22 protein-coding genes, 2 tRNA genes and 1 other RNA gene are annotated in these 26,944 nt (G+C 66.8%); 8 read left to right on the plus strand and 17 right to left on the minus strand.

Features of this window, described 5'->3' with window-relative positions:
• The first annotated feature begins 908 nt into the window (after positions 1–908).
• Together BKH32_RS03195 and BKH32_RS03200 are read left to right on the plus strand one after the other, a co-directional pair.
• Complete coding sequence (locus BKH32_RS03195) at positions 909–1,304, plus strand: 2-oxo-4-hydroxy-4-carboxy-5-ureidoimidazoline decarboxylase (RefSeq protein WP_143222683.1); 396 nt, start codon at positions 909–911, stop codon at positions 1,302–1,304.
• 130 nt (positions 1,305–1,434) lie between these two features.
• Positions 1,435–2,136 carry a hypothetical protein gene (locus tag BKH32_RS03200; protein WP_143222685.1) on the plus strand — a complete coding sequence of 234 codons (702 nt, stop codon included), beginning with the start codon at positions 1,435–1,437 and terminating at the stop codon, positions 2,134–2,136.
• A gap of 140 nt (positions 2,137–2,276) precedes the next feature.
• Here the strand turns inward: BKH32_RS03200 and ssrA are convergent.
• The 5 genes from ssrA to ftsE form a co-directional block, all read right to left on the minus strand.
• Positions 2,277–2,647: a transfer-messenger RNA gene (gene ssrA / locus BKH32_RS03205) on the minus strand.
• A gap of 164 nt (positions 2,648–2,811) precedes the next feature.
• Positions 2,812–3,348 (minus strand): SsrA-binding protein SmpB, encoded by a 537-nt coding sequence (gene smpB, locus BKH32_RS03210; RefSeq protein ID WP_070661703.1) that lies wholly within the window; start codon positions 3,346–3,348, stop codon positions 2,812–2,814.
• 155 nt (positions 3,349–3,503) lie between these two features.
• Positions 3,504–4,820, minus strand: a complete 1,317-nt coding sequence (locus BKH32_RS03215; protein WP_075248605.1) for a M23 family metallopeptidase — start codon at positions 4,818–4,820, stop codon at positions 3,504–3,506.
• A gap of 6 nt (positions 4,821–4,826) precedes the next feature.
• Positions 4,827–5,744, minus strand: a complete 918-nt coding sequence (ftsX, locus tag BKH32_RS03220) for a permease-like cell division protein FtsX (RefSeq protein ID WP_075248606.1) — start codon at positions 5,742–5,744, stop codon at positions 4,827–4,829.
• Positions 5,745–5,756: 12 nt separating this feature from the next.
• The gene (ftsE, locus tag BKH32_RS03225; protein ID WP_075248625.1) at positions 5,757–6,446 is read right to left on the minus strand and encodes a cell division ATP-binding protein FtsE; all 690 of its coding nucleotides are present in this window, start codon (positions 6,444–6,446) and stop codon (positions 5,757–5,759) included.
• 215 nt (positions 6,447–6,661) lie between these two features.
• On the opposite strand from ftsE, the gene BKH32_RS03230 reads away from it, so the two are divergent.
• Entirely contained in the window at positions 6,662–7,222 is a 561-nt protein-coding gene (locus BKH32_RS03230) for a hypothetical protein (protein ID WP_075248607.1), read from the plus strand.
• On the opposite strand, the gene BKH32_RS03235 is transcribed toward BKH32_RS03230, so the two are convergent.
• From BKH32_RS03235 to BKH32_RS03250, 4 genes are all read right to left on the minus strand, one after another.
• Complete coding sequence (locus BKH32_RS03235) at positions 7,215–7,922, minus strand: single-stranded DNA-binding protein (RefSeq protein WP_075248608.1); 708 nt, start codon at positions 7,920–7,922, stop codon at positions 7,215–7,217. The two genes, BKH32_RS03230 and BKH32_RS03235, sit on opposite strands and share 8 nt — an antisense overlap.
• A gap of 168 nt (positions 7,923–8,090) precedes the next feature.
• Complete coding sequence (locus tag BKH32_RS03240) at positions 8,091–9,593, minus strand: GTPase (protein WP_075248609.1); 1,503 nt, start codon at positions 9,591–9,593, stop codon at positions 8,091–8,093.
• Positions 9,590–11,191: an ABC transporter gene (locus BKH32_RS03245; RefSeq protein WP_075248610.1), complete on the minus strand. Its 1,602-nt coding sequence runs from the start codon at positions 11,189–11,191 to the stop codon at positions 9,590–9,592. Before BKH32_RS03245 ends, BKH32_RS03240 begins: the two co-directional genes overlap by 4 nt.
• 306 nt (positions 11,192–11,497) lie before the next feature.
• A tRNA-Arg gene (locus tag BKH32_RS03250) sits at positions 11,498–11,570 on the minus strand.
• A 394-nt stretch (positions 11,571–11,964) separates the two neighbouring features.
• On the opposite strand from BKH32_RS03250, the gene BKH32_RS03255 reads away from it, so the two are divergent.
• Complete coding sequence (locus BKH32_RS03255) at positions 11,965–14,655, plus strand: ATP-binding cassette domain-containing protein (protein ID WP_075248611.1); 2,691 nt, start codon at positions 11,965–11,967, stop codon at positions 14,653–14,655.
• Between the two features lie 87 nt (positions 14,656–14,742).
• On the opposite strand, the gene BKH32_RS03260 is transcribed toward BKH32_RS03255, so the two are convergent.
• Positions 14,743–17,250, minus strand: coding sequence for a serine/threonine-protein kinase (locus tag BKH32_RS03260; protein WP_075248612.1), 2,508 nt, complete (start codon positions 17,248–17,250; stop codon positions 14,743–14,745).
• Positions 17,251–17,434: 184 nt separating this feature from the next.
• Here BKH32_RS03260 and orn point away from each other — a divergent pair, with 184 nt between their 5' ends.
• From orn to BKH32_RS03275, 3 genes are all read left to right on the plus strand, one after another.
• Complete coding sequence (gene orn / locus BKH32_RS03265; protein WP_075248626.1) at positions 17,435–18,046, plus strand: oligoribonuclease; 612 nt, start codon at positions 17,435–17,437, stop codon at positions 18,044–18,046.
• A gap of 117 nt (positions 18,047–18,163) precedes the next feature.
• A tRNA-His gene (locus BKH32_RS03270) sits at positions 18,164–18,236 on the plus strand.
• 190 nt (positions 18,237–18,426) lie between these two features.
• Positions 18,427–19,287, plus strand: a complete 861-nt coding sequence (locus tag BKH32_RS03275) for a polysaccharide deacetylase family protein (RefSeq protein ID WP_075248613.1) — start codon at positions 18,427–18,429, stop codon at positions 19,285–19,287.
• A gap of 6 nt (positions 19,288–19,293) precedes the next feature.
• Here BKH32_RS03275 and tagD (BKH32_RS03280) read toward each other — a convergent pair whose 3' ends face one another.
• Entirely contained in the window at positions 19,294–19,716 is a 423-nt protein-coding gene (gene tagD, locus BKH32_RS03280; RefSeq protein ID WP_075248614.1) for a glycerol-3-phosphate cytidylyltransferase, read from the minus strand.
• 796 nt (positions 19,717–20,512) lie between these two features.
• Here tagD (BKH32_RS03280) and BKH32_RS03290 point away from each other — a divergent pair.
• A complete protein-coding gene (locus tag BKH32_RS03290) occupies positions 20,513–21,289 on the plus strand; it encodes a DUF6270 domain-containing protein (RefSeq protein ID WP_075248615.1) in 777 nt (258 codons plus the stop codon).
• A gap of 154 nt (positions 21,290–21,443) precedes the next feature.
• On the opposite strand, the gene BKH32_RS03295 is transcribed toward BKH32_RS03290, so the two are convergent.
• The 6 genes from BKH32_RS03295 to BKH32_RS03315 form a co-directional block, all read right to left on the minus strand.
• Positions 21,444–23,840, minus strand: coding sequence for a hypothetical protein (locus tag BKH32_RS03295; protein ID WP_075248616.1), 2,397 nt, complete (start codon positions 23,838–23,840; stop codon positions 21,444–21,446).
• A 251-nt stretch (positions 23,841–24,091) separates the two neighbouring features.
• Positions 24,092–24,385: a hypothetical protein gene (locus BKH32_RS14255; protein ID WP_256690663.1), complete on the minus strand. Its 294-nt coding sequence runs from the start codon at positions 24,383–24,385 to the stop codon at positions 24,092–24,094.
• A gap of 10 nt (positions 24,386–24,395) precedes the next feature.
• Positions 24,396–24,788, minus strand: coding sequence for a glycerol-3-phosphate cytidylyltransferase (gene tagD, locus BKH32_RS03305; protein ID WP_075248617.1), 393 nt, complete (start codon positions 24,786–24,788; stop codon positions 24,396–24,398).
• A 285-nt stretch (positions 24,789–25,073) separates the two neighbouring features.
• Positions 25,074–25,403 (minus strand): CDP-glycerol glycerophosphotransferase family protein, encoded by a 330-nt coding sequence (locus tag BKH32_RS03310; RefSeq protein WP_252862955.1) that lies wholly within the window; start codon positions 25,401–25,403, stop codon positions 25,074–25,076.
• 23 nt (positions 25,404–25,426) lie between these two features.
• Positions 25,427–25,588 carry a hypothetical protein gene (locus tag BKH32_RS13485; RefSeq protein ID WP_252862958.1) on the minus strand — a complete coding sequence of 54 codons (162 nt, stop codon included), beginning with the start codon at positions 25,586–25,588 and terminating at the stop codon, positions 25,427–25,429.
• Positions 25,589–25,625: 37 nt separating this feature from the next.
• Positions 25,626–26,834: a branched-chain amino acid aminotransferase gene (locus BKH32_RS03315; RefSeq protein WP_075248618.1), complete on the minus strand. Its 1,209-nt coding sequence runs from the start codon at positions 26,832–26,834 to the stop codon at positions 25,626–25,628.
• Between the last annotated feature and the right edge of the window lie 110 nt (positions 26,835–26,944).

Below are 26,944 nucleotides of genomic sequence, written 5' to 3' on the forward strand. Positions count from 1 at the left end.
CAGCACTACGCCCCACTCCTCGCAGTCCTCACCTAAGGCATACAACGGAGGGCCCTACGCCCGGAGCGCTGTCACAGCCGGACAAACCGGAGCCCCCACCACCCTCGATGGGTGGTGGGGGCTCCGTACCGCGTTCCCAAGCACTGTACCCGTCCTGTACCCTCGCCGGGCAGTCGCAGGTGTTCTTCGTTGGAAACTCAGTTGTTGGTGGAGCCCAGGGGGTACGAGTCGAACTTCTCCCCGCACGAGATTACCTGCTGTTGGTGGCGCTGGTGACTGTGTTGTCTCATGACTTCTGAGAGTTTCGGATGTCATGACATCTGAGACACCGATCGGTGGCTTGCCGGGGGACCGTGCAGTACGCACAACCCCTGACCAGCTCAGCCCCAGCCTCGTACACGTTGGTCGGCTCAGGGGGGAGGGGGCCGGAGCCGGAGCTGGCGTTGAACCATGGTCTCCGGGTTCCTGCGCGGGAGCCGGACGATGCCCGGCAGGGGAGAACACGGCCGGCCCCGGGGTGAGGGTGCCGGGCTCCGCCGTCATGACCCCGCAGAGTCGATCAGTCCCACGGTTCGGTGTCCACAGCGCTGACATCAACGGGCCCGGCGTCAGCGCGCCCAGCGGGGATCGTTGGAATGTCGCGGTTCGTCTTTGGTCCGCGGCGTCGGAGCGGGGTTGATGTCAGCACCGTGGACACCAGCGGCCCTCCAGACTTCTTCCCTTCGACCCATCCTCGCCTCCAGGACCACCAGCCCGCCCAGAGTTCCCGCCCGAGCGAGTGTCTCAGAAGTCATGACACTCAAATGTCTCAGAAGTGAGGAGACAGCACAGAGGGCGCTGGTGACGTAGGCAACCGGGGATTTTCGTGAGAGCACTTGCTACTTGAGAGGGTCACGCCTTGACGCCCGATGGCACAGACAGCAGTCTGGGGCGTTTCGCAGGGCGCGCTCTCAGCCTCGGCGACGTCAGCGCCATGGCCCCACACGGAGTTCGTCGGCGCTTTCTCGGACCTGTACACCAACGCCTGTTGGCCGAACAAACGCGTGTGGGAGGCCCGCCCCTTCGCCACGACGACGCTGCGCCAGGCCTTCAAGGACGAGATCCTCACCGCCTCGCCCGAGGATCAGGAGGTACTCATCGCCGATTACACCGACATCACCGACCGCGGACAGTTCATCGCCCAGGGCTGGCCACACATGGAGGGGGCCGATAACCGCGAGGCACGCACCGCTGTAGGCGAGGTCATCGACATCGCCAACGCCATCCGCACCGCCTGGGCGCGCAAATTCGAGCAGCTCGACTGACACGGACACGACGACGGTCCATGGCCCCCTGGAGAAACGGGCGATGTACAGAGCAAGTCAGACGCAGTGACGTTCATCAAAGCGCTCAGCGCACCCGCCGCCGCTGTCAACAATCTGAGAGAATACAGGCATGACTGGCATACCGTCCCCTGCGGACGTGCTGTTCAATACGCTACAATTGCTGGGCGTCCCCCTTGTAATTCTCTTGCCGCTCATCGTCACCTTGAAGATCGCCGAGTGGTGGAAGATGGGGCAACAACTGGGAACCGGCGTGCGGAACGTAAGGGAGACTGCTGCGGCACTCGCACGTCGGCGCCCCGTACGTCTTGTCGTGTTCGCGCTGCTGCAGTCGATGCTGGTGGCACTCGTCTACTCGGGTTTTACGCTGGCCCATTCTATGGGCGTGTCGGACGCAGCCGGAAGGAATATTTCTGACGGGAGCTCATTCACATGGACGCAACTGTGGATGACCATCACAACATACTCGACGACCGCCGAGCTTCCAAGGCAGGCCTCCCTCGGGGCGATGGGGTGGCTAATCGCCCTGAATATCACGCATGTGACACGTGCACAGCTACTGGTTCGCATCCTGACGATGCCAGTGATCCTCATCGTCATCCTGGCGGGTCTCTCCGGACTCAGCATTGGCGTCGTAGGACTAATGGTCCTCAGCCTCGCATGGACGCACAGCCCCGGATACAACATGGGGATGGTGTCGCTGTACGCAGCATGGGTGATCATCCTATGGGGCATTGCCGCCGTCCTCCCCGCATGCGTGAGTCGAGCCGAGCAGATATACAACCAGGATGCTCAACCTCAAGCACCTCAGTAGTCACGGTAACGCGCTTCAGCTCGATGATCACCGACACCGGCCTCATCCGATCTGCCTGGGCGCGCAAGTTTGAGCAGCTCGACTGACACGGGCACGACACAACGCCCCTTGCGGTCCAAGAGGACCGCAGGGGGCGTCACAGGTGGAGATGGGGGGAATCGAACCCCCGTCCGACGGGCGCACAACAGGACTTCTCCGGGTGCAGCTCGCTAGCGTTTTTCTCAGCCCCAGCGTCTCACGCGAGCAAGGACGCCGACGGGCTCAGTCGATGAAAAGTCCCAAGAGCCCTACCGACACGGACTCTCAGCAGTGGCTTCCTAGATGACGCCAGGAACCGGGGCGGAAGCGCTCCCCGGGCTGACGGACTTCGAGGCTCGCTCAGGCGGCGAGGGCGAAGTCGGTGCGAGTGTTATCGGCACCTATTGGTTCGCGCAGAGCGTTGACGAGATGACTGCGCATCCTCGACCCGCTTCTCCTGAACCTACGACCGTCGTCGAAACCGATCATCCCCTATGGACATGTCACCGGGCTCCCGCAGGAGACCTGGAACGCGCTCTCAGCAGAGCCAGGCCACTCTAGCAGAACCCGGAGACGAGAGCACTGAGGGCTACTGCTCCGTACCTCACGCGTCGGTCAGCAGGCAGAAACGCTCACGGAGCCTCACTCCCGCTTGTCTCAGCCCCGACGTCGGTTGGCCGCGGCCATGGCCCGGGCCGCCTCCCGCTTGTCCTGCGCCTCACGCAGCGCCTGACGCTTGTCCCAGTCCTGCTTACCCCGAGCCAGGGCGATCTCCAGCTTGGCGCGCCCACCGATGAAGTACAGCTCCAGCGGGACCACCGTGTAGCCCTTGGCCTGCACCCTGGTCTCAAGGCGCTCCAGCTCGCTGCGGTGCAGGAGCAGCTTGCGCTTGCGACGCGGGGAGTGGTTGTTCCACGTCCCTTGCAGGTACTCGGGGATATGAGCCCCCTGGAGCCAGGCCTCACCATGGCGGTCGATCTCGATCCAGGCCTCGGTCAGCGAGGCCCGTCCCATGCGCAGTGCCTTGACCTCGGTGCCGGTGAGGACCAGCCCCGCCTCGTAACGGTCCTCGATGAAGTAGTCGTGGGTCGCCTTGCGGTTACGGGCCACCGTCTTGTGGGCGTCGGAGGCGGCCTTCGCCTTCTGCCCGGCCGTTGGCTTGGACGCCCGAGCAGACTTGGAGGCAGGGGTCATCGGCCTGTCCTTTCACGAGTACGGGATGGCTGGCGCTCCCTTGTCAGGACGACCCGGAGCTTCCTCCGAGTGGGCCGGACCCGACCGGGGCATCGTGGCGTAACACGACGACGCGCAGGGACAGGAGTCTACGGGCCCCGTCAAGAAGGACTCGTCTAGAAGCCGGGCAGGGACATCGGGTCGATGTACACCCCGTCCTGGGCCACCTGGAAGTGGACGTGCGCCCCGGTCGCGTAACCGGTTGAGCCCGTCGCGCCGACGACGTCGCCGCGCTTGACCTGCTGGCCGTCGGCGACACTGCGCGAGGAGAGGTGGCACAGGGTGATGACGTAGGAGTGCCCCTCGATAATGCCGCCGTTGATGTCAAGGCCGATGCCGCAGGACTCGGAGTTCCAGTAGGTGGCCACTCCGGAGACCGCCGCGTACTGGGGCGTCCCCTCACTCGCGGCGAAGTCGACGCCCTGGTGCCCTGTGGCGACACCGGTGACCGGATGGACGCGGTACCCGAAGGGCGAGGTCACCTCGAGCGGGCCGGTGATCGGGTGTCCGATGTAGCCGCTTCCCAGGGAGTCGGCGCCGATCGAGCTGGCGGGGACCGACGGCATGGTTCCGGCACTGGCAGCGGCTCGGTTGGCGGCGTCGATCTGGGCGACACGCGCGGCCGCGGCCGCGGCATCGGCGTTGGCCTGGTTGAGCTGGGACTGCAGGTCGCTCTTACGGCTCTCCAGCGCCTCGGCGGCCGACTTCTTCTGAGCAGCCAGCTTGGCGACCTCGTCCCGCTTGGTCTTGGCCGTGTCCCGGGCCGCCTTGGCGTTCGCCTCGGCGGTATCGGCCTCGGTCTTGAGCGTGCTGACTCGCGTGGTGGCGGCATTCTGCCTGGCCTCACGGTTGGCGTTCTGAGCGCGCTCGACCTCGGCGGCGGACAGTACCGCCTCCTGGACCCCTGAGCCGATCTCAACTGCTGAGGCGCGTTGACTGAGCTCCTCGACGTCCTGCGAGGCGAGGACATAGCTCCAAGAGGTCACCGAGTTGTCCCCCTGGTAGGTGGACACGACGATCTCCGCCACGGAGCTGGAGGTCTCCTCGGCCGTCTTCTTGGACGCCTCCGACTCCTGCTTGACCGTCTCAAGGCTGTTCTTCGCCGTGGTCAGGCGGTCACTGGCGATCTGCTTCTCCCTCTCCTTGGCGGCCAGCGTCGTCTCAGCGGTGGTCAGCTGGCTCTCGGCGGTGCTCAAGGAGGCCTGGGCGTTCTGAAGCGAGATGTAGGCCTGCCCCAGATCGGCGCTGACCCCCTCAAGCGAGGAGATCACCTCCTGCTGCTTGCGCTGCGCCTCGCTCTGTTTGGCAACGGCGTCGTCGCGCTCATCGGCCAGGGAGATGTCCCCGGAGTAGAAGAAGACGAGGCTGGCGGCAGCCAGGGCGCAGACTGCGGCACGCAGGCGTGAACGGCGCAGGAACAGACGAGACGGCATATGAGATCAGATCCTCGTGTACTTGGACAGTGAGAAGGAGGAGGAGACCGCGGCCAGGGCGATGGCCGCCAGAATCAGCCAGGGCGACAGGAGGAGAACATCCTTGGTGCTGATGAAGGCGCTCGTGAAGGAGATGGAGGAGGCGAGCCATCCCTCCACGACGTAGCGCACTCCCACCCACAACGTGGTCACGGCGAGAATCGCCCCGGTGAAGGCGGCAATGACCCCTTCGAGGATGAAAGGCAGCTGGATGAAGAGATTCGAGGCTCCCACCAGGCGCATGATCCCGGTCTGTCGGGCGCGGGACATGGCCGACAGCCTGATGGTCGTCGAGACGAGCAGCACCGCGGCCACCGCCATGATGGTCGCCAACCCCGCCGTGATCCAGGAGGCCCGGTTCATCACGAGGAAGAGCGGCTCGAGGGTGGAGCGCTGGTCCACCACGCGCTCAACGCCGCTGTGCCCCTCGAACTGCTCGGCCACCAGCTTGTAGTTCTCGGCGTCCTTGAGCTTGATGCGGAAGGACACGGGCATCATGTCCTCGGTGGCGTTCCGCCCGACGGCGGACTTGGCGTAGGCCTTCATGAACTTCTGATAGGCCTGGGCCTTGGTCTCCATCTGGTAGGACTTGACGTAGCCGGAGGGGGCGCCAGTGGTGATGAGCTTCTCAACCTCACTGATCTGAGCGGCGGTGGCCTCGCCGTTGGCGCAGTTGGAGGAGGCCGACGACTTGGGACACATGTAGACCGAGACCTCGACCTTGTCGTACCAGTCGCCCTTCATGGTCGAGATCTGGCTCTGCAGCAGCGACGAGGCCCCGACGAAGAGCAGCGACACGAAGGCGACGAGAATCACGGACACCGTCATCGCCAGGTTCCGGTACATGCCCTTGGCGGTCTCCGAGAGGACGAAACGCAGTCTCACAGTTCTTCTCCTTCAGCGGTCCGAGCCGTAGACGCCGCGGTCCTGGTCGCGTACGACCTCACCGCCCTTGAGCTCGATGACGCGTTTACGCATCTGGTCGACGATCTCGTCGTCGTGAGTCGCCATGACGACCGTGGTCCCCTGCCGGTTGATGCGGTCGAGCAGACGCATGATCCCGACCGACGTCGAGGGGTCCAGGTTCCCGGTGGGCTCATCGGCCAGGAGGAGCTTGGGCCGGTTGACCATGGCGCGGGCGATCGCCACGCGCTGCTGCTCGCCCCCGGAGAGCTCGTGCGGCAGGCGCCTCTCCTTGCCGGCCAGACCCACCAGGTCGAGGGCCTCCGGCACAGCGGAGAGGATGTAGTGGCGCGGCTTACCGATGACCTGGGAGGCCAGCGCCACGTTCTCCATGACGGTCTTATTCTCCAGGAGCCGGAAGTCCTGGAAGACGAAGCCGATCTCCTGCCGCAGCTGGGGCACCCTCCACGAGGAGATCTTCGACAGATCACGACCCAGGACGTGGATACGTCCCTTGGTGGGACGTTCCTCCCGGATGACCAGCCTCAGGAAGGTCGACTTGCCCGATCCCGAGGCGCCGACAAGGAACACGAACTCATCACGACTGATCTTGATGTCGACGTCGTCGAGCGCCGGGCGCATCCCCCGGTCATAGACCTTCGAGACGTGGTTGAAGCGGATCATCTGCTCGTTGCTCCCCTGCTGCGCCCCGAGCACGGCACTCGGGTTCATGGCGTTATGGTCACCGTATGCGCCGACACGCCATTTTTCCGCCGTGACACGCCCGGCATCGATGTGGCTTGTGATGGCCTGAACGAGGTGTGATCCTCCTGTGATCACAGAGTGCGAGAGCACCAAGCTCCAACCACTCACCGGCAACGCGCCCTAGGCTTGGGCGCATGAGTAAGACCTCCCTGTCGCCCGCGCTGTCACGTGCCTTCGAGGATCGCGTCGACCTGGGTTCCTGGGCGGGCTTCACCTCGTCACTGGCCCGGTTCCTCGACGAGGTGTGCAGGCCGCCCGCGCAGCGGGGGGCATCCGCTGACGCCGCCATTGACCCGTCTGGCGGGACCCTGCTGCTGACTGCTCCGGTTCCCATGGTCAAGGCCGAGGAGCTGGCTCCCCGAGGGCGCTGGTCACAGCTGCTGGCGAGGCTGTCCCTGATCACTCCCCCCGTTCCCTCCCCGGACCTGCCGGGCGTGGTCCTCGTCGGACGCGCCGACGGCATCGAGGTCTCTCTCCCCGAGCTCGATGCGCAGGGTCGGGTGCTGCTCGGCCCCACCGAGCGCAGAATCCTGGGCGCGATCGGCTGGCAGGAGAGCCATCATGTCTTCGCCAGGCTGCTGTCCGACGGAGACGAGACCTCCGATCTGTTGACCCGCATCCTCATCGAGGTGCTCGAGGTCGCCCATCCCGCAGATCTCGACTACCTCCTGCGCGCGCACTCCGACGTCAGCTGACCCCGGCGGCCTGCTCGACGAGATCGTCGGCGAGCTCGTACACGGGCCACAGCTCCCCGGTCTGGTCCTCGGTGCGCGCGCAGGCCGGATCGATGACGAAGGAGTCAGGGCTCTCTGCGTGCGTCCCGCCGGCGTCGCCGAGCCCGGCGGGCTCAGTGAACTCGGTGGTGGACTCTGCAGATCCCTGGGGGGCTCCGGACCTTGAGACCTGTGGAGCTGCGGCGCCTGAGGCCGCCGCCTCGACGTCCCAGTGATCCGATGAGACGTGCTCCTCGCACCCGGTCTCGGGCTCGGCGTCGCCGGTTCCGCCGCCCGAGGGGGCCGATGGCGCCGACTCCACGGCTCTCACGCGCGCGAAGCTGGACTCCCCTCTGGTCAGGTCGTGTCCGGCGGCCTGAAGCGTGATGACGTTGGTCTCATGCTTCCTGCCGTTGTTCTCCCAGGACTCCTGAGAGAAACGTCCTGTGAGCAGGACTGCGTCCCCTTTACGCAGGGAGTGGCTCAGGTTGGCGGCGAGCTGCCCCCATGCCTTGGCGGTGAACCAGATCGTCTCGGCATTGTTCCAGCCCTGGTCAGTGCGGTAGGTCGGGGTGACGGCGACGCGAAAACGGCAGTAGGGACGGGCATGGTCCCCGACCCGGGACAGGACCGGATTGGTTCCGACGACGCCTTGAACGGTGAGGTCGAGCTGACGAGTCATGAGCAGGCTCCTTGGTTGTGGGCGGGCGGCCCTCTGCCGCCCCTGCACCACAACGGTGCTCGGCCCGCCCTTGAGATGCCCAGCCGGACCCGAGCGCACTCCCCACCTGAGTCTCCCCGGAGGGCAGACTCAGGGCTGTGGCCACACGGTGGCCTCGCAGAGACGGGGTTACAGCCCCAAAGCCGATTGCAGCACCCGGTGCTTCTCCAGAACCTTGGCAGCCGGCCGGCTCAGTCCCCGCTCAACCACGGACTCCAGGCGGGTACGCACCCGTTGCCCATAGAGCTCCGCCTCGCGGCGCGCTCTGCCGCGCCGGCGCACCGTGGAGATCAGGACCGTCATGAGTCCGAGGACGATGAGGCAGACCGGGACGATCTCGATGCTGCGGCGCACGGCCTCGAGTCCTTCTCGCACCACGGAAGCACACAGCCACGACACCCCGCCGAGCACCATGAGCAGGCCGCCCCACCACAGCAGGTCGATCACCGGCTGGCGGTGCCCCGGCAGCGGCACGGAGCCGACAGCCTCGGCGGTCTGCCCCGCCAAGGTCTCCGGGGAGACGACGGAGGCCTCCAGGCTTCGGGCCCACGTGGGCGGCAGCCCCTGAGAGGTGCGGTGGACCCATGTGGAGTGGGCCGATGACACCGCGGTGCGCGAGGGCGGCTCAGGACGGGCCAGGGCTCTGGGCAGAACCCTGGACAGCCCGGCCCTCACCGAGTCCTCCACCGCCTGGGCCCCGGATGCCTGCAGCAGCACCTTGGTGGCCTCCTCGGTGAGCTCGGCATTGAGCCCCACCTTGTTGCGGGCCACCGTGGGACGCAGACGGCGCGTGATCGCGTCGAGCTCGGCCGAGGCCGTGCGCGCCGCGTTGGACTCCCGTGCGACGCGCTGGCGCAACATGCTGCGCACGACGTCGAGGTTGTCGCCACGCACGGCCGAGACCGGAAGCACCTGAACCTGGCTGAGCCCATCGTCCTTGAGAAGAGACCCGACGTCGTCCAGCAGACTCGCCAAGCCGCTCTCCGGGAGGGTATCCACCTGGTTGACCAGGACGAGCATGTCCTCCTGGCGTGCGCCCAGTCCGCGCAGGTAGCCGTCGTGCAGGGCCGCGTCGGCGTACTTCTGAGGATCGACCACCCATACGAGGATGTCGGCCAGCGGAACGAGGCGATCCACCTGCAAGGAATGCTCCGTCGTCACTGAGTCGTAGTCGGGGACGTCGAGCAGGACCAGGCCGGACATGGAGCCCTGGTCCTCGGCGTCGAGAATCGAGTCCCTCCGGATTCGCCGTTCCGAGGAGACCCCGAGGAAGTCCAGGAGCGGGCCGGCGTCGTCGCCCCAGGAGCAGGCGGCGGCCCGCGACGTCGTGGGCCGGCGGGCACCCACATCGGCGAAGTTCAGCTGGGTGAGGGCGTTGAACAGTGATGACTTGCCCGAGCCGGTGCCCCCGAACAGCGCGACGACGGTGTGATCCACTCCCAGAGCCAGACGCTGGGCCACCGCATCGAGTGCCTTATGAGCAGGGATCGACAGGGAGGCCGGAACCTCCGTGGGGCACAGGCGCAGGGCCTCTCGAACCGCATTCAGACGGGCATCGAGGTGCTCGGCGTCGAGCACCTCGAAACCTCTCTGGGCCGAGGAGGTGGAGGGGACGTTTTCGGGATGGCTCATGCTGTGGCTCCGGGACGGGTGAAGGGCTTGAGCTCGCCCGAGCGCAGACGCAGCGCAGCGGCGAACCCAGGGGCGGGGGCGAGCGAGGTGGCCGCCCCCTTGGGGACTGTGGCAGTCAGCGCCTCCGTGACCGCTTCCACCAGGAGAGCGCCGGCCTGAGCGGTCTGCTCCTCCAGTCCCAGACGTCTGGCGGCTGCAACAGCCCCGTCAACACCGGCTGCCGCGGAGATGAGGAGGTCGATGACACTACCGGGGCTCAGTCTACGGATGTCCTGCGGGCTCTCGATATTCGCCTCCAGGTAGCCGACCCAGGCCTCAACAGTCACGGCCGCGTCATCACCCTGCCCGAGGAGCCTGCGGGCATGCTCCTCGGCCCCGGCCTCGGCCCAGGCCCTTCGAGCCTCGGCGCTCAAGGCGACGACAGCGGCCTGAAGCTGGTTGGCCAGGGCCTGGCGGGCATCGTTGGCCAGCTGGGAGAGTCCCTCGGCGCGGGCCTTGTCCGCCCGCCCCAGGAATCCCCTGCGCAGCTTGCCCCCCTGAGCCAGCGATGCCAGCGGGCCTCCGGAGGAGGCCAGGGTGATCCACCGGGTGGCTGTGGCGCCCTGGCCGGCAGAACCGGCCCTGATGTCGGCGCTCATCGCCTCGATGGCGGCCTCCCTCAGCTCCTGGCACGTCCTCTCCAGATCCTGGGCCACCGCCTCCTGAGCGTCGACGTCGTCGGCCAGGCGCTCCAGGTCGGCGCGCAGAGTGCTCCACACCCCTCTGCCGGTACGACGCACAAGACCGGCTGCGCGGTGACGGCCGGCGAGGAGCCGCAGCCAGTCACGCAGCTCGCTGACGCCCTCACCCGACAGGAGCCCCTCGTGCGGCCCGGCGTCCGGGACGACGAAGAAAGGAGCCTCCGACAGTCCCAGCCCCTGCAGACGGGTGATGAGATCCCGACGCACCTCGGACAGGATCCTCGCCGGCACCCGGTTGAGAACCACGCCGATGGGGGTCTCACGGCGTGCGGCCTCCTCCAGCGTCGTCCACGGCGTCTGATCGCCGTAACGCGCCGCAGTGGTGACGAAGAGCCACAGGTCGGCCGCCTCCAGCAGCCTGCCGGCCAGTGCCCGGTTGGCCTCGTGCACGGAGTCCAGATCCGAGGCATCGATCAGGGCCAGGCCAGCCGGAATGGCGGCGGAGACCTCCTGACGGCAGACCTGCGTCAGAGGGTGCTCGGACAGTGAGCCCATATCCTCGGGATTGGCCACCAGGACCGGGGTTCGAGTGGTGGGCCTGAGCACTCCGGCATCTGAGACCTCCTGGCCGAGCACGGAGTTGACGAGTGTGGACTTCCCCGCACCCGTGGATCCCCCGATCACCACGATGGACGGGACATCAGCATCCTGGAGGCGGGGAACAACCTGGTCACGGACCTGCCCGATGAGACCGTCGCGCAACGTACGCGCAGCCTCGATGCCGTCGGCACTCAGGGCCAGGTCGAGGCGCTCGAGGTCCCGGACCAGGTCGGACAGGACATCGAGGAGCTGAGCGCGACTCAGGGCGGAGACGGGGGCGTCGTCCTGGGAGTGGCGCGAGGGGACAGGAGCGGGCATGTGCCAACACTATGAGCACAGCGCAGCAGAGTCGACGATTGATCTCGACCGTTCACACCACATGTGTCGCAAGCCCAGTGAGAGTCTCCTGTCACCCCGCTGTGACCACCGAGAGAGCGCACCGAATCCCGCACGAGAAGAACGCCCCCTCTCAGACGGGCCAGGAACGCAGCCGCCGACCGCGGAATCCGAAGCGGGCTCTCAACGGGGCGATGAGTGCGACGCCGTCCTCACAGCCCCTGCGAGCCGACGACCCGAACGGTCGATAGTCCGCGGAATATCAACCTTCTCAGCCCCGGCTGTCAGTGCCCCCGGCCGGACTCGAACCGGCAACCTGCGGATTAGAAGGCCGATGCTCTATCCATTGAGCTACGGAGGCGTGCGCCAAGCGCCTCACCAGCCTACGCCATCAACATGGCGACCCCGCCCCCAACGGGAGGGACACCCCGACACCGTCGTCAGCACCAGAAGATGATCGCGAGAAGATCACGCTGCTGTGACGGGTGCGCATCGAACCGAACAGCCGAAGGATTCTGCGCGACCGCGACGGTCACGTCTGACACCGTTCACCACCCGAGCCGCAATGCAACCGTGACAGCAATGCAACAACCCTGTGACCGGTTTGATCGACATGTTGGAGGGCCCCACCCGGCCCTGCGGCACTGCCCACTTGTAGCCAACCTCACGCCGGGAAGTCCTCACTCTTAGCGACGACGCCGAAACACCAGTATCGTGGCCGGAGCCCCATCCCGCCCCTCCGGAAGGACCGCGCCTTGCCCACTCCCGCACTCATCGTGCGCTCCCTCTCTGCCCAGGCATCATTGGAGCCCCACACCTTCACCGCTCCTTTCACCGTGGGGCGCTCACCGGACAGCGATGTTCAGATCGTCCACCCCCTCGTCTCCCGCACCCACCTCCAGGTGACCCCCACCCCGACCGGGTGGGCGGTGAGCTGCCAGGGACGCAACGGCATGCTCGTCAACGGGGCCGTGACGCGCGAGGCGCTCGTGACTCAGGGCACTCGCATCCAGCTGGGGGACGCCTCCGGGCCTGCGCTGGGGCTCACTCCGGTCGTCTCTGGCGGAGCTCCTCAGGCCGGTGCCCCCGTCCAGTCCCAGCCGATGGGACAGCCCATGCCATCCGCGCCGAGCGCTCCCTTCATCCCCTCGCAGCCGAGTGCGGCCTCCGCCCCACAGGCCGCCCCCCTCCTTCAGCGCCCTGCCAGCCCATCCCCGGCCGCAGCCCTCTCGGCGCAGGCCGCGCCCATGCCCCGGGCCATGGCATCGGCGTCCTCAGCAGCCACCTACGTGGCATCCCCGGGTCGCCAGGCGCCGCCCTCATCGAGCTCAGCGGGCTCGGGCGCCTTCCCCACCTCGCGGCACACGCTCAAGTCCTTCCGCGTCACCTCCTCGGGCACCATCGGGCGCGCGCCCGACAACACCCTGGTCCTGGACGACCCGCTCATCTCCAAGCACCATGCCCGTATCGACGTCTCCCCCAACGGCATGGTCGTCACCGACCTGGGCTCCACCAACGGCCTCTACGTCGCCGGGCAGCGCGTGTCACAGGTCCAGGTCACCCAGCCCGTGCTGATGGGTCTGGGATCCACCTTCATCGCCCTGAGCCCGGACGGTCTGTGCGAGGTCCAGGTCGCAGGCGGAGCCGGCGGCGAGCTGGTGGGTAAGGACCTGACCTTCCGCGTCAACAACGGCAACATGACACTGCTCGACGGCATCTCCTTCTCCCTGCCGGGCAACGAGCTGCTGGCCGTCGTCGGCCCGTCGGGAGCCGGGAAGTCGACACTGCTCAAGGCCCTCACCGGTGAGCAGAAGGCTCAGGAGGGCCAGGTGCTCTTCAACGGGCTGGACGTGTACGAGCACTACCCGGTCATGCGCAACAAGATCGGCGTGGTCCCCCAGAGCGACGTCATTCACTCAGCCCTCACTGTCCGCAAGACCCTCGAGTACGCCGCTGAGCTGCGCTTCGCCAAGGACGTGTCCAAGGCCGAACGGCGCCAGCGCATCGCCGAGGTCCTGGAGGACCTCGACCTGACCGCGCATGTGGACAAGCGGATCAAGAAGCTCTCCGGAGGACAGCGCAAGCGGGTCTCCACCGCCATCGAGCTGCTGACACGCCCCAGCCTCCTGTTCCTCGACGAACCCACCTCCGGTCTGGACCCCCAGCTGGACCGTGACGTCATGGACCTGCTGGCATCCCTGGCTCACGGGACACGTCCTGGCGACAGCGGCCGCACAGTCGTCGTCGTCACCCACAACGAGAACCACATCGACCGCGCGGACAAGGTCCTCATCCTCGCAGCGGGCGGCAAGCCCGTCTACTACGGCTCCCCCCGCGAGGTGCTCCCCTACTTCCGCCAGAGGCTCAACGAGATCGCCTCTCAGGGCCGCCTGCTGCTCAACACCCCGAAGGGCACCCTGCCCGACCCGCCCGCCGTGGACGGCTACGCCGATGTCTACGCCCTCATCCGCAACCACACCGCGGAGCTGCGTCAGTACATGGAGGCCACGGTGCCCTCGACGCGACGCGGAGGGGCTCCCGCCGCGGCCGCGGGACCGGCGACGCAGGAGAAGCCGCCCAAGCAGCAGTCCGTGCTCCGGCAGGTCTCGACCCTCGTGCGGCGCCAGCTGCGGATCGTGGCGGCGGACCCGTCCTACCTCGCCTTCATGCTGCTGCTCCCCATCATCATGGGACTGCTGACCAAGGCGATCGAGGGCAGCGACGGCTTCGCGGTCCCCCACTACCCGGAGCCCACTCCCCCGACGCCGGAGAACCCCACTCCCCCGATCATCAGGTACTCCAGCCAGGCCCTGCAGCTGTTGGTCATCCTCATCACCGGGGCGGCCTTCTCCGGGATGTCGGCGACCATCCGCGATCTCATCGGGGAGCGGGACGTCTTCCTGCGGGAGAAGGCGGTTGGCCTGAGATCCGGCGCCTACCTGTTCTCCAAGGCGACCATCCTGGCGCTCATCACCACCATTCAGACCGCGCTGATGATGGGCATCGCCCTGGCCCTCAACAAGGGCCCCACCGATGCCGTCATCCTGGAGGGGTGGCCGGGACTGGAGCTGGCCTTCTGCTGCTGGGCCGTTGCCTTCGTCTCCGGACTCCTGGGACTGGCCGTCTCCGCGATGGTCTCCTCCTCCGAGCAGGTCATGCCGGTCCTGGTCGTCTCCATCATGGCCCAGCTGGTCCTGTCCGGCGGCATCATCCCGATCTCGGGACGGGCGGTCTTCGAGCAGCTCGCCTGGTTCATGCCATCGCGGTGGGGCTACGCGATGGCCTCCTCCACCCTGGATATGCTCGCCATCCTGCCCAACCGCGACGACGCGCTGTGGAAGCACGAGACCGCGCAGTGGCTGACGAACTACGGTCTGCTCTCAGCCATCGGCCTGGCCTGCATGGTGGTGTGCTACGTCGCGCTGTCTCGCCGAGGGCGTCGCTGACCCCCTTTCGAGCCCTCCCGAGTATGAGCGCCGGGGTGCCGACCACAGAGCTGGTCGGCACCCCGGCGCCGCGTTTCGCAGGTGCTCCTACTTGCTGATGATGCGGGAGACCACCAGGTCGAAGGTGAAGGAGGATCCTTGTGCGACCAGGAGGCGGGCGTCGCTCTGGTCCTTGGCGGGAACGACGGTGCCGCCATAAGCGCCGGGGACCTTCCAGCCGACCTTGCCCGTATCCGGCGATACGGCGACGACAAGATTTCCAGGATCACTGGCCACGAAGCTGTACTCCCCGACCTCGACCAGCACCTGTCCGTCGCGGAGCAGCCCAATGGGCCTGATGTGACACCCCTCGCTCTGCGAGAACTCAGGCAGCTCGAGCTTCTTGCCACCGGCCTTGGCCTCGCAAGCGCTCTTGTCGACGACGACGTCGACCGTGCCGCTGAGACCGATGACCGGGGTGGTCGAGGACGATGCCTTGGCCAAGGAGGAGTAAGCGCCCTTCAGTGACGAGGCATTCAGTGGCACTGACGCGGCCCACCAGTGCTTCTCCGAGAACTTCCCCGAGACGGTTGCCGCCTCGCTGCCGTTGGCCTTGTAGATCGTGGCGCCCGAGGACGTCACTCGGGAGAAGGCCTCCGGCCCGGACTCGATATTGAATCCGCCGGGGAATCGAGTGTCCTCATCGAAGTCCGAGTCCGGCTGCTTGCCCGGCTCCGAGACGAGGACCTCACCGGTCTTGGCCGACAGCACCTGGAACTGTCGCGACTTGATCTCGTAGGTGAGGATGAAGCCGTTAGCGACCCGACCGCCCTTGTACTGTCCGGAAGCCCGCCACTTCTCCTTACCGGATGCGTCGTACCCCTTCATGGGGCCTCCGTCGGAGCTCTCCCCCTTGTCGGACACCATGCCGAGGTCCGGCGTCGCGCCGATGTAGAAGGAGCCCTTGGAGAAAGGCACCTGAGAGGTCTTGCCCGCAGCCCCGATGACCGTGGACTCGTCACTGGTCTTGGTGCAGAGCATCGAGCCACCGGCCCAGGGGCGGGCCTTGTAGCACTCACCGTTCCACACCGGCGTCGTCGTGCTCTTCGTGAGATCCACGAGGTGCGTCTTGCCATCACTTTGGAAGGCCATCGTGGTCCCATCTGCAGACATGACGGGTTCGGAGACCTTCGAGTAGCGCAGGTCCTCTCGGACACTGTTGCCGGCGGGCAGAGCCGCCGCCCACCTGTTGCCGACCTCCTGCCCGGAGAAGAAGTACCACCAGGTCGCGCTCGCCCCTACCACTGCCAGGACGGTGACCACGGCGGCCACAGCCACCCACCGACGGCGCCACCACCGCCGACGTGCGCCGACCTGCGGCCCGACCGTCGCGGCCGCCGAGTACTGCGAACCCGGTTGACTGGAGAAAGCGGGCGCAGAGGGGTTGGAGACACCGGGGTTGGTCGACATCGCAGGAGCCGCGAAGCCGGCGGTCCCCGCCGTTCCCGGGCTGAGAGGCCCCTGCCCGGGGCCGGGGGCGGACTGCTGCCCACCCACCAGTGTCGGCGCCTCCGGGGCGAAGGCCATCGTGGCCGAGGTCGCCGAGGGACTCGGGAGCGTCGCCGGCGGCGCTGCGGGAGCTGCAGGAGGAAGTGCGTCCCAGTCGTAGGGGACCAGTGAGGCCGTTGACTGCGGCGGCGACGCGAGCCGCGGTGCGGCCGGCAGACCCGCCAGCGCCGACTGCATGAGGTCCAGACGCTGGGCGACATCCTCAATGGACGGACGCATGTCGGGCTGCTTGGAGATCATCGAGGCGATGAGCTCCCACAGCGGGTCGGGCACTCCCACAGGCCGACCCGCGTCACGTCGGGCGTGCTGGCTGAGCAGCTGGGCGGGTTCCCCCACGAACGGCGTCGTCCCACACGTCATCTCGTAGAGCATGATGCCCAGTGAGTAGATGTCGGCGGCGGAGGTCGGAGCCTGCATCGACAGGATCTCCGGCGCCATGTACAGCGGCGTACCGATGGCCCCCGTGAGGTGGGAGGCCGAGAAGGTGTCGCAGATGCGCGCCACCCCGAAGTCCGCCAGTCGGGGGACAACGGTCTCGGGCATCTGCCCGCCCGGGGCGACACCGACGGCAACCGTCTCAGCCGGGTCACCGCCCCTGCTGGGACGGGAGCTGAGCAGGACGTTGGCGGGCTTGATGTCCCGGTGGATCACACCGGCCTGATGAACCGCGGACAGTCCTTGAGCGATACGCGTCCCCAGGGAGGCCACCTGCGCGGGCGGCAGGCAGCCGTGAGCCCTCAGCAGCTCTCGCAGGTCGCCGCCGTTGACGTAGTCCATGACGATCGCGAATGTGGAGCCCTCGATGACGACGTCGCGAATGGCGACGACATAGGGGCTGCGCACCCGCAGCAGGGTGGAGCGCTCCTTGATGAAGCGTTCCACGACGTCGGGATTCTCCACCAGGTCCGCACGCAGAACCTTGAAGGCCAAGATCTCACGGGCGTCAGTACGCCGACCGCGCCAGACCTCCCCCTGGGCACCCGCACCGATCCGGGTCTCCATGATGTAGGAGCTTCCGAGGTGACGGGGGTCGGGGCTTTGGGACATCAGTGCTCCGGGTTGCTCAAGTGCGGTCAGGCTTCATGAAGACCTTATCGCGATCTTCGCACCACCGGACTGCTCTGCCAGGAGACGGCCGTGAATCGTACCTCGAATCTCACCGCCCCTCATGGGAGGGTCCACGGACCTGAAGCCCGACGAAATGACTACAGTGGCTCCCGTGAGCAAGCAGATGACAACCTCTGACCCACTGGTGTGGATCGACTGTGAGATGACGGGCCTGGACCAGAGCGCCGACGCGCTCATCGAGGTGGCCGTCGTCGTCACCGACTATGAGCTCAAGCCCCTGGCGGCCGGAATCGATGTGCTCATCAAGCCTCCCGCCGCAGCGCTGGAGCAGATGGACGACTATGTGCGAAACATGCACACCTCCTCGGGCCTCCTTGCCGCCCTGGAGGACGCAGTGACCATGGAGACCGCCCGCACCACGGTCCTGGACTATGTCACCTCCCTGGTGCCCGAGCCCCGCACCGCCCAGCTCGCGGGAAACTCCGTGGGCACGGACAAGGCGTTCCTGGCCCGCGACATGCCCGACCTCATCAAGCACCTCCACTACCGGATCGTGGACGTCTCCTCCCTCAAGGAGCTGGCCAAGCGCTGGTACCCCAGGACCTTCTTCCACGCGCCGAAGAAGGCCGGCGGGCACCGCGCGCTGGCAGACATCCTGGAGTCCATCGACGAGCTGCGCTACTACCGCGAGGTCCTGTTCCCCAACGGGGAGGGCCCCAGCTCCCAGGAGTGCAAGGACGCGGCTGAGCGGATCCTCAGCTCACCCACCAGGTGAGCGGGGCGACGACACCCTCAGCACGCCCGACGACGTGACGTAGTGCACCGAGTCCAGTTTGGTGTGCGGGGAGATGAGCGGATACAGTACCGATTCGTTGCGGTGATACCGTACATGGTGGCTGTAGCTCAGTCGGCAGAGCGCCTGGTTGTGGTCCAGGAGGTCGCGGGTTCAAACCCCGTCAGCCACCCCGCTGATGATGGGTCGTCCCCTTCTAGGCGGCAAGTGACGCTGCTGCCTCCCGCAGGCATGCTGCGGACAGCGAAGGCTTCAACCGTTTTCCTGCACTCCAATCAACAAAGCAGTTCGCTCACTCCGGCGCCCTGCCGGCGGAGCGGGTGCTCGACGCTTGACAACCCACCTTCGAGAAAGTCCCTCCCATGCAACGCCGCGACTTCCTGCTCGCCCTGGCCGCCGGAACCGCAGGCTGCCTCAGCGCCTGCAACACCGCACGGCCGGCAGCCCATTCCACCTCACCGGCCTCATCCCCCGCCCAGGGCTCGCCCCTGGCCTCGGCGTCCCCCTCACCCACGCCCTCACCGACCCCCTCCCTCAGCCCGCTCCACCTTCAGGACGGTCCACCGCCACTGCCCGCCCCCAGTCCGGCGGACTCACTTATCACGGGCCTGCCGGAGAACGTCGGCAATGTCGTGGCCATCACCATCGACGACGGCGTCGACTCCTCAGTCGTAAACGCCTTCCTGGACTTCGCCAAGGACTCAGGAGTCCGCCTGACCTTCTTCGTCACCGGCTGCTATCCGAGCTGGACCGACAACCGGGACAAGATGAAGCCCATGGTGGAGTCGGGGCAGATTCAGCTGGCGAACCACACCTGGACGCACCCCGACCTGACGACGCTGTCGGAGGGTGAGATCATCGACGAGATCACCCAGTGCGAGAACCTGCTGCGCAACACCTACGGCGTCACAGGGACTCCCTTCATCCGGCCCCCCTACGGCGGCCGCAGCTCTTACACCGACTCGGTCTGCGCCAAGGCCGGATACACGACCACGACCATGTGGTACGGCTCCTTCGGAGACTCCGGACAGATCACGCCGGAGGTCCTTCTCGGCGAGGCGCAGAAGTGGCTGCTTGCGCAGCACATCGTCATCGGTCACGCGAACTTCCCAACCGTCACTCACGTCTACGGTCAGATCATCGACATCCTGCGTCAGCGCTCCCTGCAGACGGCCACGCTCGACGACGTCTACTTCGGCCCCGGCCACAATCGTCACGTCTGAGGGATCTCACCGCACAAGAGCCTCCCGGGCAGCCTCCTGCCCCTGGCAGCACAGTCGCACCCAATCGGAGGAGCCGATCTCCGGGGTCCGCGGGAGGTAGGCGATCTCGCAGCGGCCTTCGAGCTGCTCGTCGAAGGTCCCGATCCAGTCATCGCCGATGACGAAGACATCGACGCCGTACTCGTCGATGTCCCGGCTCTTCTGTCCCCAGGTCCGCTCGGGAACAACCATGTCGACATAGCGGATGGCCTCAAGCATCGCCTTGCGCTGCTCATAGGAGAAGTAGGTGTGCTTCCCCTTGGAGGCGCTGAACTCATCGGTCGACAGAGCGACAATGAGATAGTCACCCATAGCCTTGGCCCGGCGCAGCAGCTCGATGTGCCCGTAGTGGAGCAGGTCGAAGGAGCCGTAGGTGATGATGCGTTTCATTGAGATTGTCCTCGCGGGTCGAGCCCATCGATTTTTGTATGAATCACACAAGAATCGATGATGTTGTCATTGGTTGCGCGTATGACGGTTGAACGCGCTCGACACTAAGTCTAGGGGCTAGACACCCCCCAAGAATCCTTTGTTACCCCTCTGAAGCAGGTTTTCGACTATGTCGGCCGTCACCCACTATCGCTTAACCCAATGAATGCGCGAAACCGCCGCCCCACCCCTCGACCCGGGTCACCACAAGCTGAGGCCATCATGTGACAGAACCCCCGCATTCCGCGGTATAGCAACGATTACGAGCGGTTTCGGCGCCATCACGATAAGCCCCGAAGATCACAGTCTGATTGCAGACCAGCCAATCATGGCAACTATCGCTTTTCCGACCCTGCGACACAACTACCGTTATAAGAAAGCGAGTAAAGAAGGCCGCGCCCCAGGCCTTTCCCGCCCCAGAAGACCGGAGGTCACCAGTGGTCGCAGTAGCTCCCGCCCACCCCCTTGCCACCCCCTCCCGTACCACCTCAAGCGTCCCCTCCGTGGCAGCTTCAGCACCCGGCCTCCCGTCCGATTTCTCGGCAGTGAGCCGCGACATCGCCTCCTGGGCGCTATGGCTCTTCCTGGCGACCCTCGTCAGGACGCGCTTATCAACGCATCGAGTTCTTCATCCGCGCACGCTCCTGATAGCCACGATTCTGGCCACGTGCCGGGAGAGGTGGAAACCGGCAGAAATGCGGATCCAACGTTCGGAGAGCCGCACGCCGCCCTACCGACACGCTCAAGGAGTATGACCATGCGCAGTGAGGAAAGCACCATGACAGCGGGACGAATCACGGTCTACGGCTCTTGTGTGGCCAGGGACACGGCACGTGAGATGGAGCAGCGGGGATGGAGCGTGGAGCGTTACATCGCCCGACAGTCCCTCATCAGTGCGGGGCGCCCGGCCGACGTCGGCGATCTCGATCTGTCCCTGCTGAGATCGTCCTTCGCCCGTCGGTCCTTCCTGTCCGACATGGTGGGCAATCTGGAGGCGCAGCTGACGGCTGTCGCCTCGTACACCGATCTCCTGCTGTGGGACCTGACCGACGAGCGTCTCGGCGTCCTGGAGACGGCCCCCGGGGCGTTCCTGACGCGTTCGACCGAAGCGCTGACGGCCGGCCTCTACGAGGGGCTTCCCGTCAGGTTCCTCGAGCTGGGGACGGCGGAGCACCTGCATCTGTGGCGGCCTGCCCTGCTGCATTTCCACAGTCTCCTGGAGCGGCTCGACCTGGCGAGCAAGACGATCCTCATCAACGTTCCCTGGGCGACGAGGACCACCTCGGGCATGCCAACCGTCCCGAGCTGGGGACAGACGGCCACGGAGGCCAACTGGGTCATGACCCGCTACATCGACCTCGTCTACCAGGAGACCGACCTGCGGATTCTCCAGGTTCCCGATGAGCTCGTGGTGGCCGACGACGCGCACGGCTGGGGAGCCTCCCCCTTCCACTACACCGCCTCCCTGTACTCATGGGTCGCCGACGAGCTGGAGATCGCTCTGGCACCGCGCAGCCTAGCCCCGGCGCTCTGAGCCCCGACGGGCAGATTTCGAAGGAGCTCTCGAGTCAACGGGCTCGTACGGATCGACTCGCTTCAGCGACGGCGCCGCAACAGCCCGGGCACGCTCATCATCCTGGCCGGACGCGTCTGAGCCAGCCGTGGCCCCCTCGGCGCCGGGGCCTGCATCAGATCACGTCGCGTCGGAGCAGCGCAGTGAGGCGGGCGCAGGCTCCGGCGTCGAGCAGGAGGAGGTCCTCGGGGGCGGTGACCCGGCCGGCGACGACGTCCTCCACCGCCTGATGCACCTGCGCGCTGGTGTCGGCGCCGATGGCTCCGATGGCCTCGTGACGGGCGCGGTAGCGGTCCGTGTCCGGCCGTGCGCGGGGGTCCCAGACGATGCCGACACAGCCGGCGATCATGCCCTCGTCGAGGACGGAGGAGCGGTCCGAGACGACCGCCCAGGAGCGGACCAGGGTCTTAGGCAGCTCGCGGCCGGTGACGGCGGGCACGCCCAGGGCCCTGAACCACTCGGGTGCGTGCAGCACCAGCCTGGGATGGGCGAACAGGACGGTGCGGTGACCGGCCTGGGTCAGGCCCGCGGCCAGCTCGAGCCAGGGCCGGTAGAGCGAGCTGAGGAGACCGACGGCGTCGGGGTCGCGCTCCAGGGCCCGTGAGACCTCCGGGTCCCAGGTGGGGGCCAGCAGGATGCTGTCGCGCTCACGTCCCAGAAGGCTGTAGAGGTGGTCGTGGCGTGGGAAGCCGGTGCGCCAGACCTCTCGGTCGGTGAGGGTGTAGGAGGTGTGGTCGGCCGTCAGCCCGGCCTGCTCGGCGGCGGTGGCGCACACGACGACGTCCAGGCGGGCGCCGTTGAACCAGCGCCACATGTCGCGCATGGTCACACCGTGCTGGAGGAAGACGAGGCGCTGGTCGGGGCCGACGCCCGCACCGGTGAGGCGACCGGCGATGAGTGGGTCGCCGATGTCGGACAGGAGGATGGTCTCGGCACCACTCCAGGCGGCGTCGAATCCGGGGCCGGTCGGGTCCAGCAGGACGAAGCCGTCCTGTGCGAGGCGCTCCCAGTCCGGACAGCTGCGCTCGATGACGAAGATGTGCCGGACGCTGGGAGCGTGGGTGCGGGCGTAGCGGTACAGCGGCTCGGCGTTGTCGCCGGCGCTGTCGTGGCGGTCCATGTAGAGCCAGGTGCGAGGCCAGTCGGAAGGGGACGAGGCGGTGTACGGCGAGGGCGCCGCGGAGACCGCGGAGGAGGTCGCGGAGGAAGCCTGCGGGGCCGGTGACGTGCCGCCGGCCCGCTGGTTCTCCTGCTCCCCGCCGTGAGTGAGGAGGCGGGCCAGGCGCCGGCGCAGCCCGGATGAGGCCGCTACCGGGCGCCCTCGACCCGGAGGCGTCTCAGGCGGCCTGGGGTCGCCCCGGTAGGGGGCCACGGGGAGCTCCTGAGCGTTGATGACGGCGGTGATCTGGCCCCTGGGCAGCCAGACGATGCGCTCGTGGAGCACCACGTCATCGAAGTAGCGGTGATCGACCGTCTTGGCGCTGGTGGGCTGGGCCCAGGCGCCATCCACCTTCCACTGCTCCTGGGGCATGTCTCCGGTGTAGAAGTAGGTGGCCTTGTGGTCGTTGCGGAACCTGCGTCCCGAGGGCAGGATCGGGGCGGGCATGGGGCCGGCGGCCATGGCGACCAGGGCGGTGCGACGGCCCACGGCCAGCGGTGTGGAGCAGTACGCCTCGATCTGGGAGGCGGGGACGCGCCGGGTGAGGGCGCGTAGAAGCTGGGCCACCTCGGCGCGCTCGGCGGCCGTGAGCCCGGCCGAGGGGTAGCGCAGTCCGCGGTCGGCGTCGGTGACCTGGATGAGGCGGTGGATGACGAGCTGGTGGACCCAGGCCGGTGGGGGGCTTCCGGCCTCCAGCCACGCCGACAGCACCGTGCCCAGCAGGTGGCGGTAGTGGGCGATCCTTCCCCAGGGGCCGGGGGGCTTGGGGGCACGGCGGATGACGGCCGGGCCGTCGTGGAGACCCACCCGGTTGCCGGTGGCCACGATGTGGGCGATGAGCCCGCTCAGGGCGGTGTCCTCGTCATCAGCGGCGGTGCCCTCAGCGCCGACGGCACCGCCCACGCCGTGGAGGGGTCCCGCTCCACCCCAGTCCTGCAGGCCGTGGCGGGGGATGGTGAGCACCGCTCCGCTGAGGGTGTCGGGGAAGATGTGGGGCTCGACGGTCAGGTCGGCGGTGCGGCTGCCGTGCTTGAAGCGCCACTGCAGCCGCTCGTCGCGGGTGCCGTCGGGGCGGATGGTCACGGTCGGGGTGAGGACGACGGCGTTGCCGGTGCCGTGCTGAGCCAATGAGGTGAGATAGCCCGGCTCGACCCGATCTCCTGCCTTGAGGAGCAGGACCCGGGCCCCTGGGGCCAGAGGGCGCAGGACCTGATCCAGCCCCGTCGGATCGGGGCAGCCGATGGGGGCGATCCCGCCTTCAGGCGAGTCCTGGTGAAGAGAGTCGAGTGTGTCCTGACCACCTGCGGAACCGATGATGATGACGTGCACGGTCTCGGTGCTGCGGGTGTTCATGAGGTGGGCATCTCCATTTCGTGGGGCGGTCCCCAATGACTAATGGTGGACGTAGCCAGCACCTCCGCGTTGGAGATGTCCCAGGTGTGTCCGAAAGTCGTCCCTCGCCGTTGGACGAAGCCGAATCGGGAGGAGGAATAGATACGGGTCCCAGTACGTGCGCAGTCACTGAGGAAACCGGTGTCCTCCCCGATGGTCGTCTCGGGAAAAGTGAGCTCGCGCGCCTGGTACGCCCGAGCCACCAGGGTCGGTCAAGAGACGAAAGTCGTATAGCGGTGCTCCCAGTCGGCGAAGCGCAGCACCGTCAGGTCCGGGCCCGTCAGGTGCAGGTAGTGGGCGTGCTTGCCCACGACCTCGGCACGGGCGTAGTCGGCCTCGACTCGCGAGAGCATGAGGTTGTAGCAGCCACCTAAGGGAGTGCTGGTCTCGGCGGTGACCCAGTCGATCTCAAGGCCCAGCTCGCGGGCGCGCCCAGACGGTCCCAGGGAGTCGATCCGGTTTCCAGCTCGGAGGCCCGCTTCAGCCCACGCGACATCCCACCTCAAAATGCGCCGCTCAGCTCAGGTGCATATCACTCCTGATTTGAGTCGTAGAGACCTCTGGAGTCCGAGGAAGGTAGACGACCTCACACAGTCCTTCGAGCTGATCATCGAACTCGCCGCTCCAGTCGTCCCCCATGACGAAGACATCGATACCGTATCTGGCAATATCCTCAGCCTTCTGCCCCCAGGTCAGCTCAGGCACTACGAGGTCGACATACCGGATGGCCTCGAGCATCGCCTTGCGCTCCTCATAGGAGAAGTACGCCCGCTTACCCTTTCCAGCATTGAACTCATCACTGGACAGCGCCACCATCAGAAAGTCTCCAAGCGCTCGCGCACGCTTCAGCAACGCAATATGACCATAGTGGAGCAGATCATATGTGCCATAAGTAATCACACGCTTCATGGGGCCACTTCCTGGTTGGACGTTCGAGGCTCGCCCGCGACAACACTCCGGACAAACCATCGTGAGTATTCCCCACCTTCCGAACCGATATTGAAGATGTCACAGAATCGATGCCATACCGATATGCCACCGAAACACACGATGTTCGCCGCCAACCCTCACAGAGAGACCTACCCCCTCCCTGAACCCCTCACGTTCTCGTCACAATTCTTCTTTCAATCTTTTAAGAGATATGACTCATCCGCTCTTCCTGTCGCCTATCAGCCCAAGAAACGAGTAATCCATTCACGGATCCACGTGAGGTTGTCCAGGATCGGTGCAGGATCCGCCTCCGACGGAGTGCAGCCCCCTCGGCGGCGTCGATATCGCCGAGGATCCGCTGCAGGTGGGAGGCGAGCCCGTCGTGGTCGACGGCGATAGGCAGCCCCGATTCGAGGGCCGGTCACCGTACAGTCCCCTCTCGACGTCGCGGTGGTAGGCCAGGTCGGGCATATAGGTCGCTGCCGGCTTCCCGGTCAGAGCGAAGTCGAAGAAGATGCTCGAGTAGTCCGAGACCAGGATGTCGGCCGCCACCATGAGCTCCTCGACACTCGGGTGCCCGCTGACATCGATCATTCCTCGGACACGGCCGGCCCGGTTCATGCTGCGGCGGCCACGTGCTCGGTGATGGCGAGCGCGGGCGACTGGCGCAGATCGTCGGCGTCGGCCTTGAAGGTCCGGCCGAGCACCGCCACGGTCGGCGAGGTCCCTCCTTCCACCGCCTCCAGGATGCGCCCGGCGTTGCGGGCCGGCCAGGACACCGAGGAGGGCGATGCTCCATCCTCGTCCGGGGCGGCGTCAAGCGCTGCGTGCGCTGCGCGTCGAGGTCGTTTCGGCCCCAGGGGGTACGAGCTGGTACATCCACCCGTAGGGGTCCTCGGCGCGGCCGGACTGAATGGCGGTGAGCCGGTCGTGGATCTGCCGGGTGACCTCACTGCCCTCGATGCGGGCGTCGAAGCCCTCGCCCTTGAGATGCCCCAGAGGCACGACGACGGCGGCGGTTCCGCAGGCGAAGACCTCACTGACCCGCCCCGACTCGATGTCTGTGAGCAGCCCCTGGAGACTGATGGTGTCCTCCACGACGCTCCGCCCGGAGTCGCGCAGCAGGCGGATGATGGCGCTGCGGGTGGAGCCCTCGAGGATCGTCCCGGTCAGGCGCGGTGTGCGCACGGTCCCGTCAGCGTCGACGACCATGATGTTCATGCCGCCGAGCTCCTCGATGTTCTTCTGCGAGACGTCGTCGAGGAAGCAGACCTGGTCGCAGCCCTGCGCGTAGGCCTCCCGCTGGGGAAGCAGGGAGGAGGCGTAGTTGCCCCCAGTCTTGGCCGCCCCCGTCCCTCCGCGCCCGGCGCGGTGGTACTCGGTGGTCACCCAGATGGAGACGGGCTCCAGGCCGTGGGGGAAGTAGGAGCCGGAGGGAGAGGCGATGACGTAGTAGTCGACCACGGTGGAGGGACGCACGCCCAGGAAGGCCTCGGAGGCGAAGGCGAAGGGGCGCAGGTAGAGGGACTCGCCCTCGCCTGAGGGCACCCAGGCGGCGTCGGCACGCACCAGATCCACCAGGGAGGCCACGAAGTCCTCCTCAGCCAGCTCGGGCAGAGCCATGCGCCGGGCGGAGGCGTTGAGGCGCGCCGCGTTGTAGCGGGGGCGGAAGGTCCACACCGATCCGTCCTCGTGCCGGTAGGCCTTGATGCCCTCGAAGATCTCCTGGCTGTAGTGGAGCACTGCGGCGGCCGGGGACAGGCTGAGGTTGGCGTGGGGAATGACGCCGTAGTCGCCCCACCCCTCCCCCTGCCTCCAGCGGGCGTGAGCCATGTGGTCGGTGAAGGCGTCACCGAAGTGGAGACTCCTCAGGACTGCTGCCCGCTCGTCCTCGGTGACGGGTGAGGGGTTGGCGGTCAGGGAGAATCGACCGGCGAGGTCATCGGCCTGCGGGACGGGAACCTCGGCGGCACGAGCCAAGGTGGTGGATGCGAAGTCGGTTGAGCTGGCGTCTGTCTCGGGCATAGGCACACCCTACCGCCGAGGCCACAACTCGGACACGACCTTCCCATATGCTGGCTGGCGGGTACGGGGCTAGGTTCCGGCCATGAGCTCCGTTCAGCGCCCGTCGGTCA

This window comes from Actinomyces oris, from assembly GCF_001929375.1.
GTDB classification, from domain to species: domain Bacteria; phylum Actinomycetota; class Actinomycetes; order Actinomycetales; family Actinomycetaceae; genus Actinomyces; species Actinomyces oris_B.

Bases quoted from the DNA above. Each gene is read 5' to 3' on its own strand.
- BKH32_RS03195 (WP_143222683.1), top strand. From the start codon at position 909: ATGGCACAGACAGCAGTCTGGGGCGTTTCGCAGGGCGCGCTCTCAGCC.
- BKH32_RS03200 (WP_143222685.1), top strand. From the start codon at position 1,435: ATGACTGGCATACCGTCCCCTGCGGACGTGCTGTTCAATACGCTACAA.
- smpB (WP_070661703.1), bottom strand. From the start codon at position 3,348: ATGACCCCTGCCTCCAAGTCTGCTCGGGCGTCCAAGCCAACGGCCGGG.
- BKH32_RS03215 (WP_075248605.1), bottom strand. From the start codon at position 4,820: ATGCCGTCTCGTCTGTTCCTGCGCCGTTCACGCCTGCGTGCCGCAGTC.
- ftsE (WP_075248625.1), bottom strand. From the start codon at position 6,446: ATGATCCGCTTCAACCACGTCTCGAAGGTCTATGACCGGGGGATGCGC.
- BKH32_RS03230 (WP_075248607.1), top strand. From the start codon at position 6,662: ATGAGTAAGACCTCCCTGTCGCCCGCGCTGTCACGTGCCTTCGAGGAT.
- BKH32_RS03235 (WP_075248608.1), bottom strand. From the start codon at position 7,922: ATGACTCGTCAGCTCGACCTCACCGTTCAAGGCGTCGTCGGAACCAAT.
- BKH32_RS03240 (WP_075248609.1), bottom strand. From the start codon at position 9,593: ATGAGCCATCCCGAAAACGTCCCCTCCACCTCCTCGGCCCAGAGAGGT.
- BKH32_RS03245 (WP_075248610.1), bottom strand. From the start codon at position 11,191: ATGCCCGCTCCTGTCCCCTCGCGCCACTCCCAGGACGACGCCCCCGTC.
- BKH32_RS03260 (WP_075248612.1), bottom strand. From the start codon at position 17,250: ATGTCCCAAAGCCCCGACCCCCGTCACCTCGGAAGCTCCTACATCATG.
- orn (WP_075248626.1), top strand. From the start codon at position 17,435: ATGACAACCTCTGACCCACTGGTGTGGATCGACTGTGAGATGACGGGC.
- BKH32_RS03275 (WP_075248613.1), top strand. From the start codon at position 18,427: ATGCAACGCCGCGACTTCCTGCTCGCCCTGGCCGCCGGAACCGCAGGC.
- tagD (WP_075248614.1), bottom strand. From the start codon at position 19,716: ATGAAACGCATCATCACCTACGGCTCCTTCGACCTGCTCCACTACGGG.
- BKH32_RS03290 (WP_075248615.1), top strand. From the start codon at position 20,513: ATGCGCAGTGAGGAAAGCACCATGACAGCGGGACGAATCACGGTCTAC.
- BKH32_RS03295 (WP_075248616.1), bottom strand. From the start codon at position 23,840: ATGAACACCCGCAGCACCGAGACCGTGCACGTCATCATCATCGGTTCC.
- tagD (WP_075248617.1), bottom strand. From the start codon at position 24,788: ATGAAGCGTGTGATTACTTATGGCACATATGATCTGCTCCACTATGGT.
- BKH32_RS03310 (WP_252862955.1), bottom strand. From the start codon at position 25,403: ATGATCGATGTCAGCGGGCACCCGAGTGTCGAGGAGCTCATGGTGGCG.
- BKH32_RS03315 (WP_075248618.1), bottom strand. From the start codon at position 26,834: ATGCCCGAGACAGACGCCAGCTCAACCGACTTCGCATCCACCACCTTG.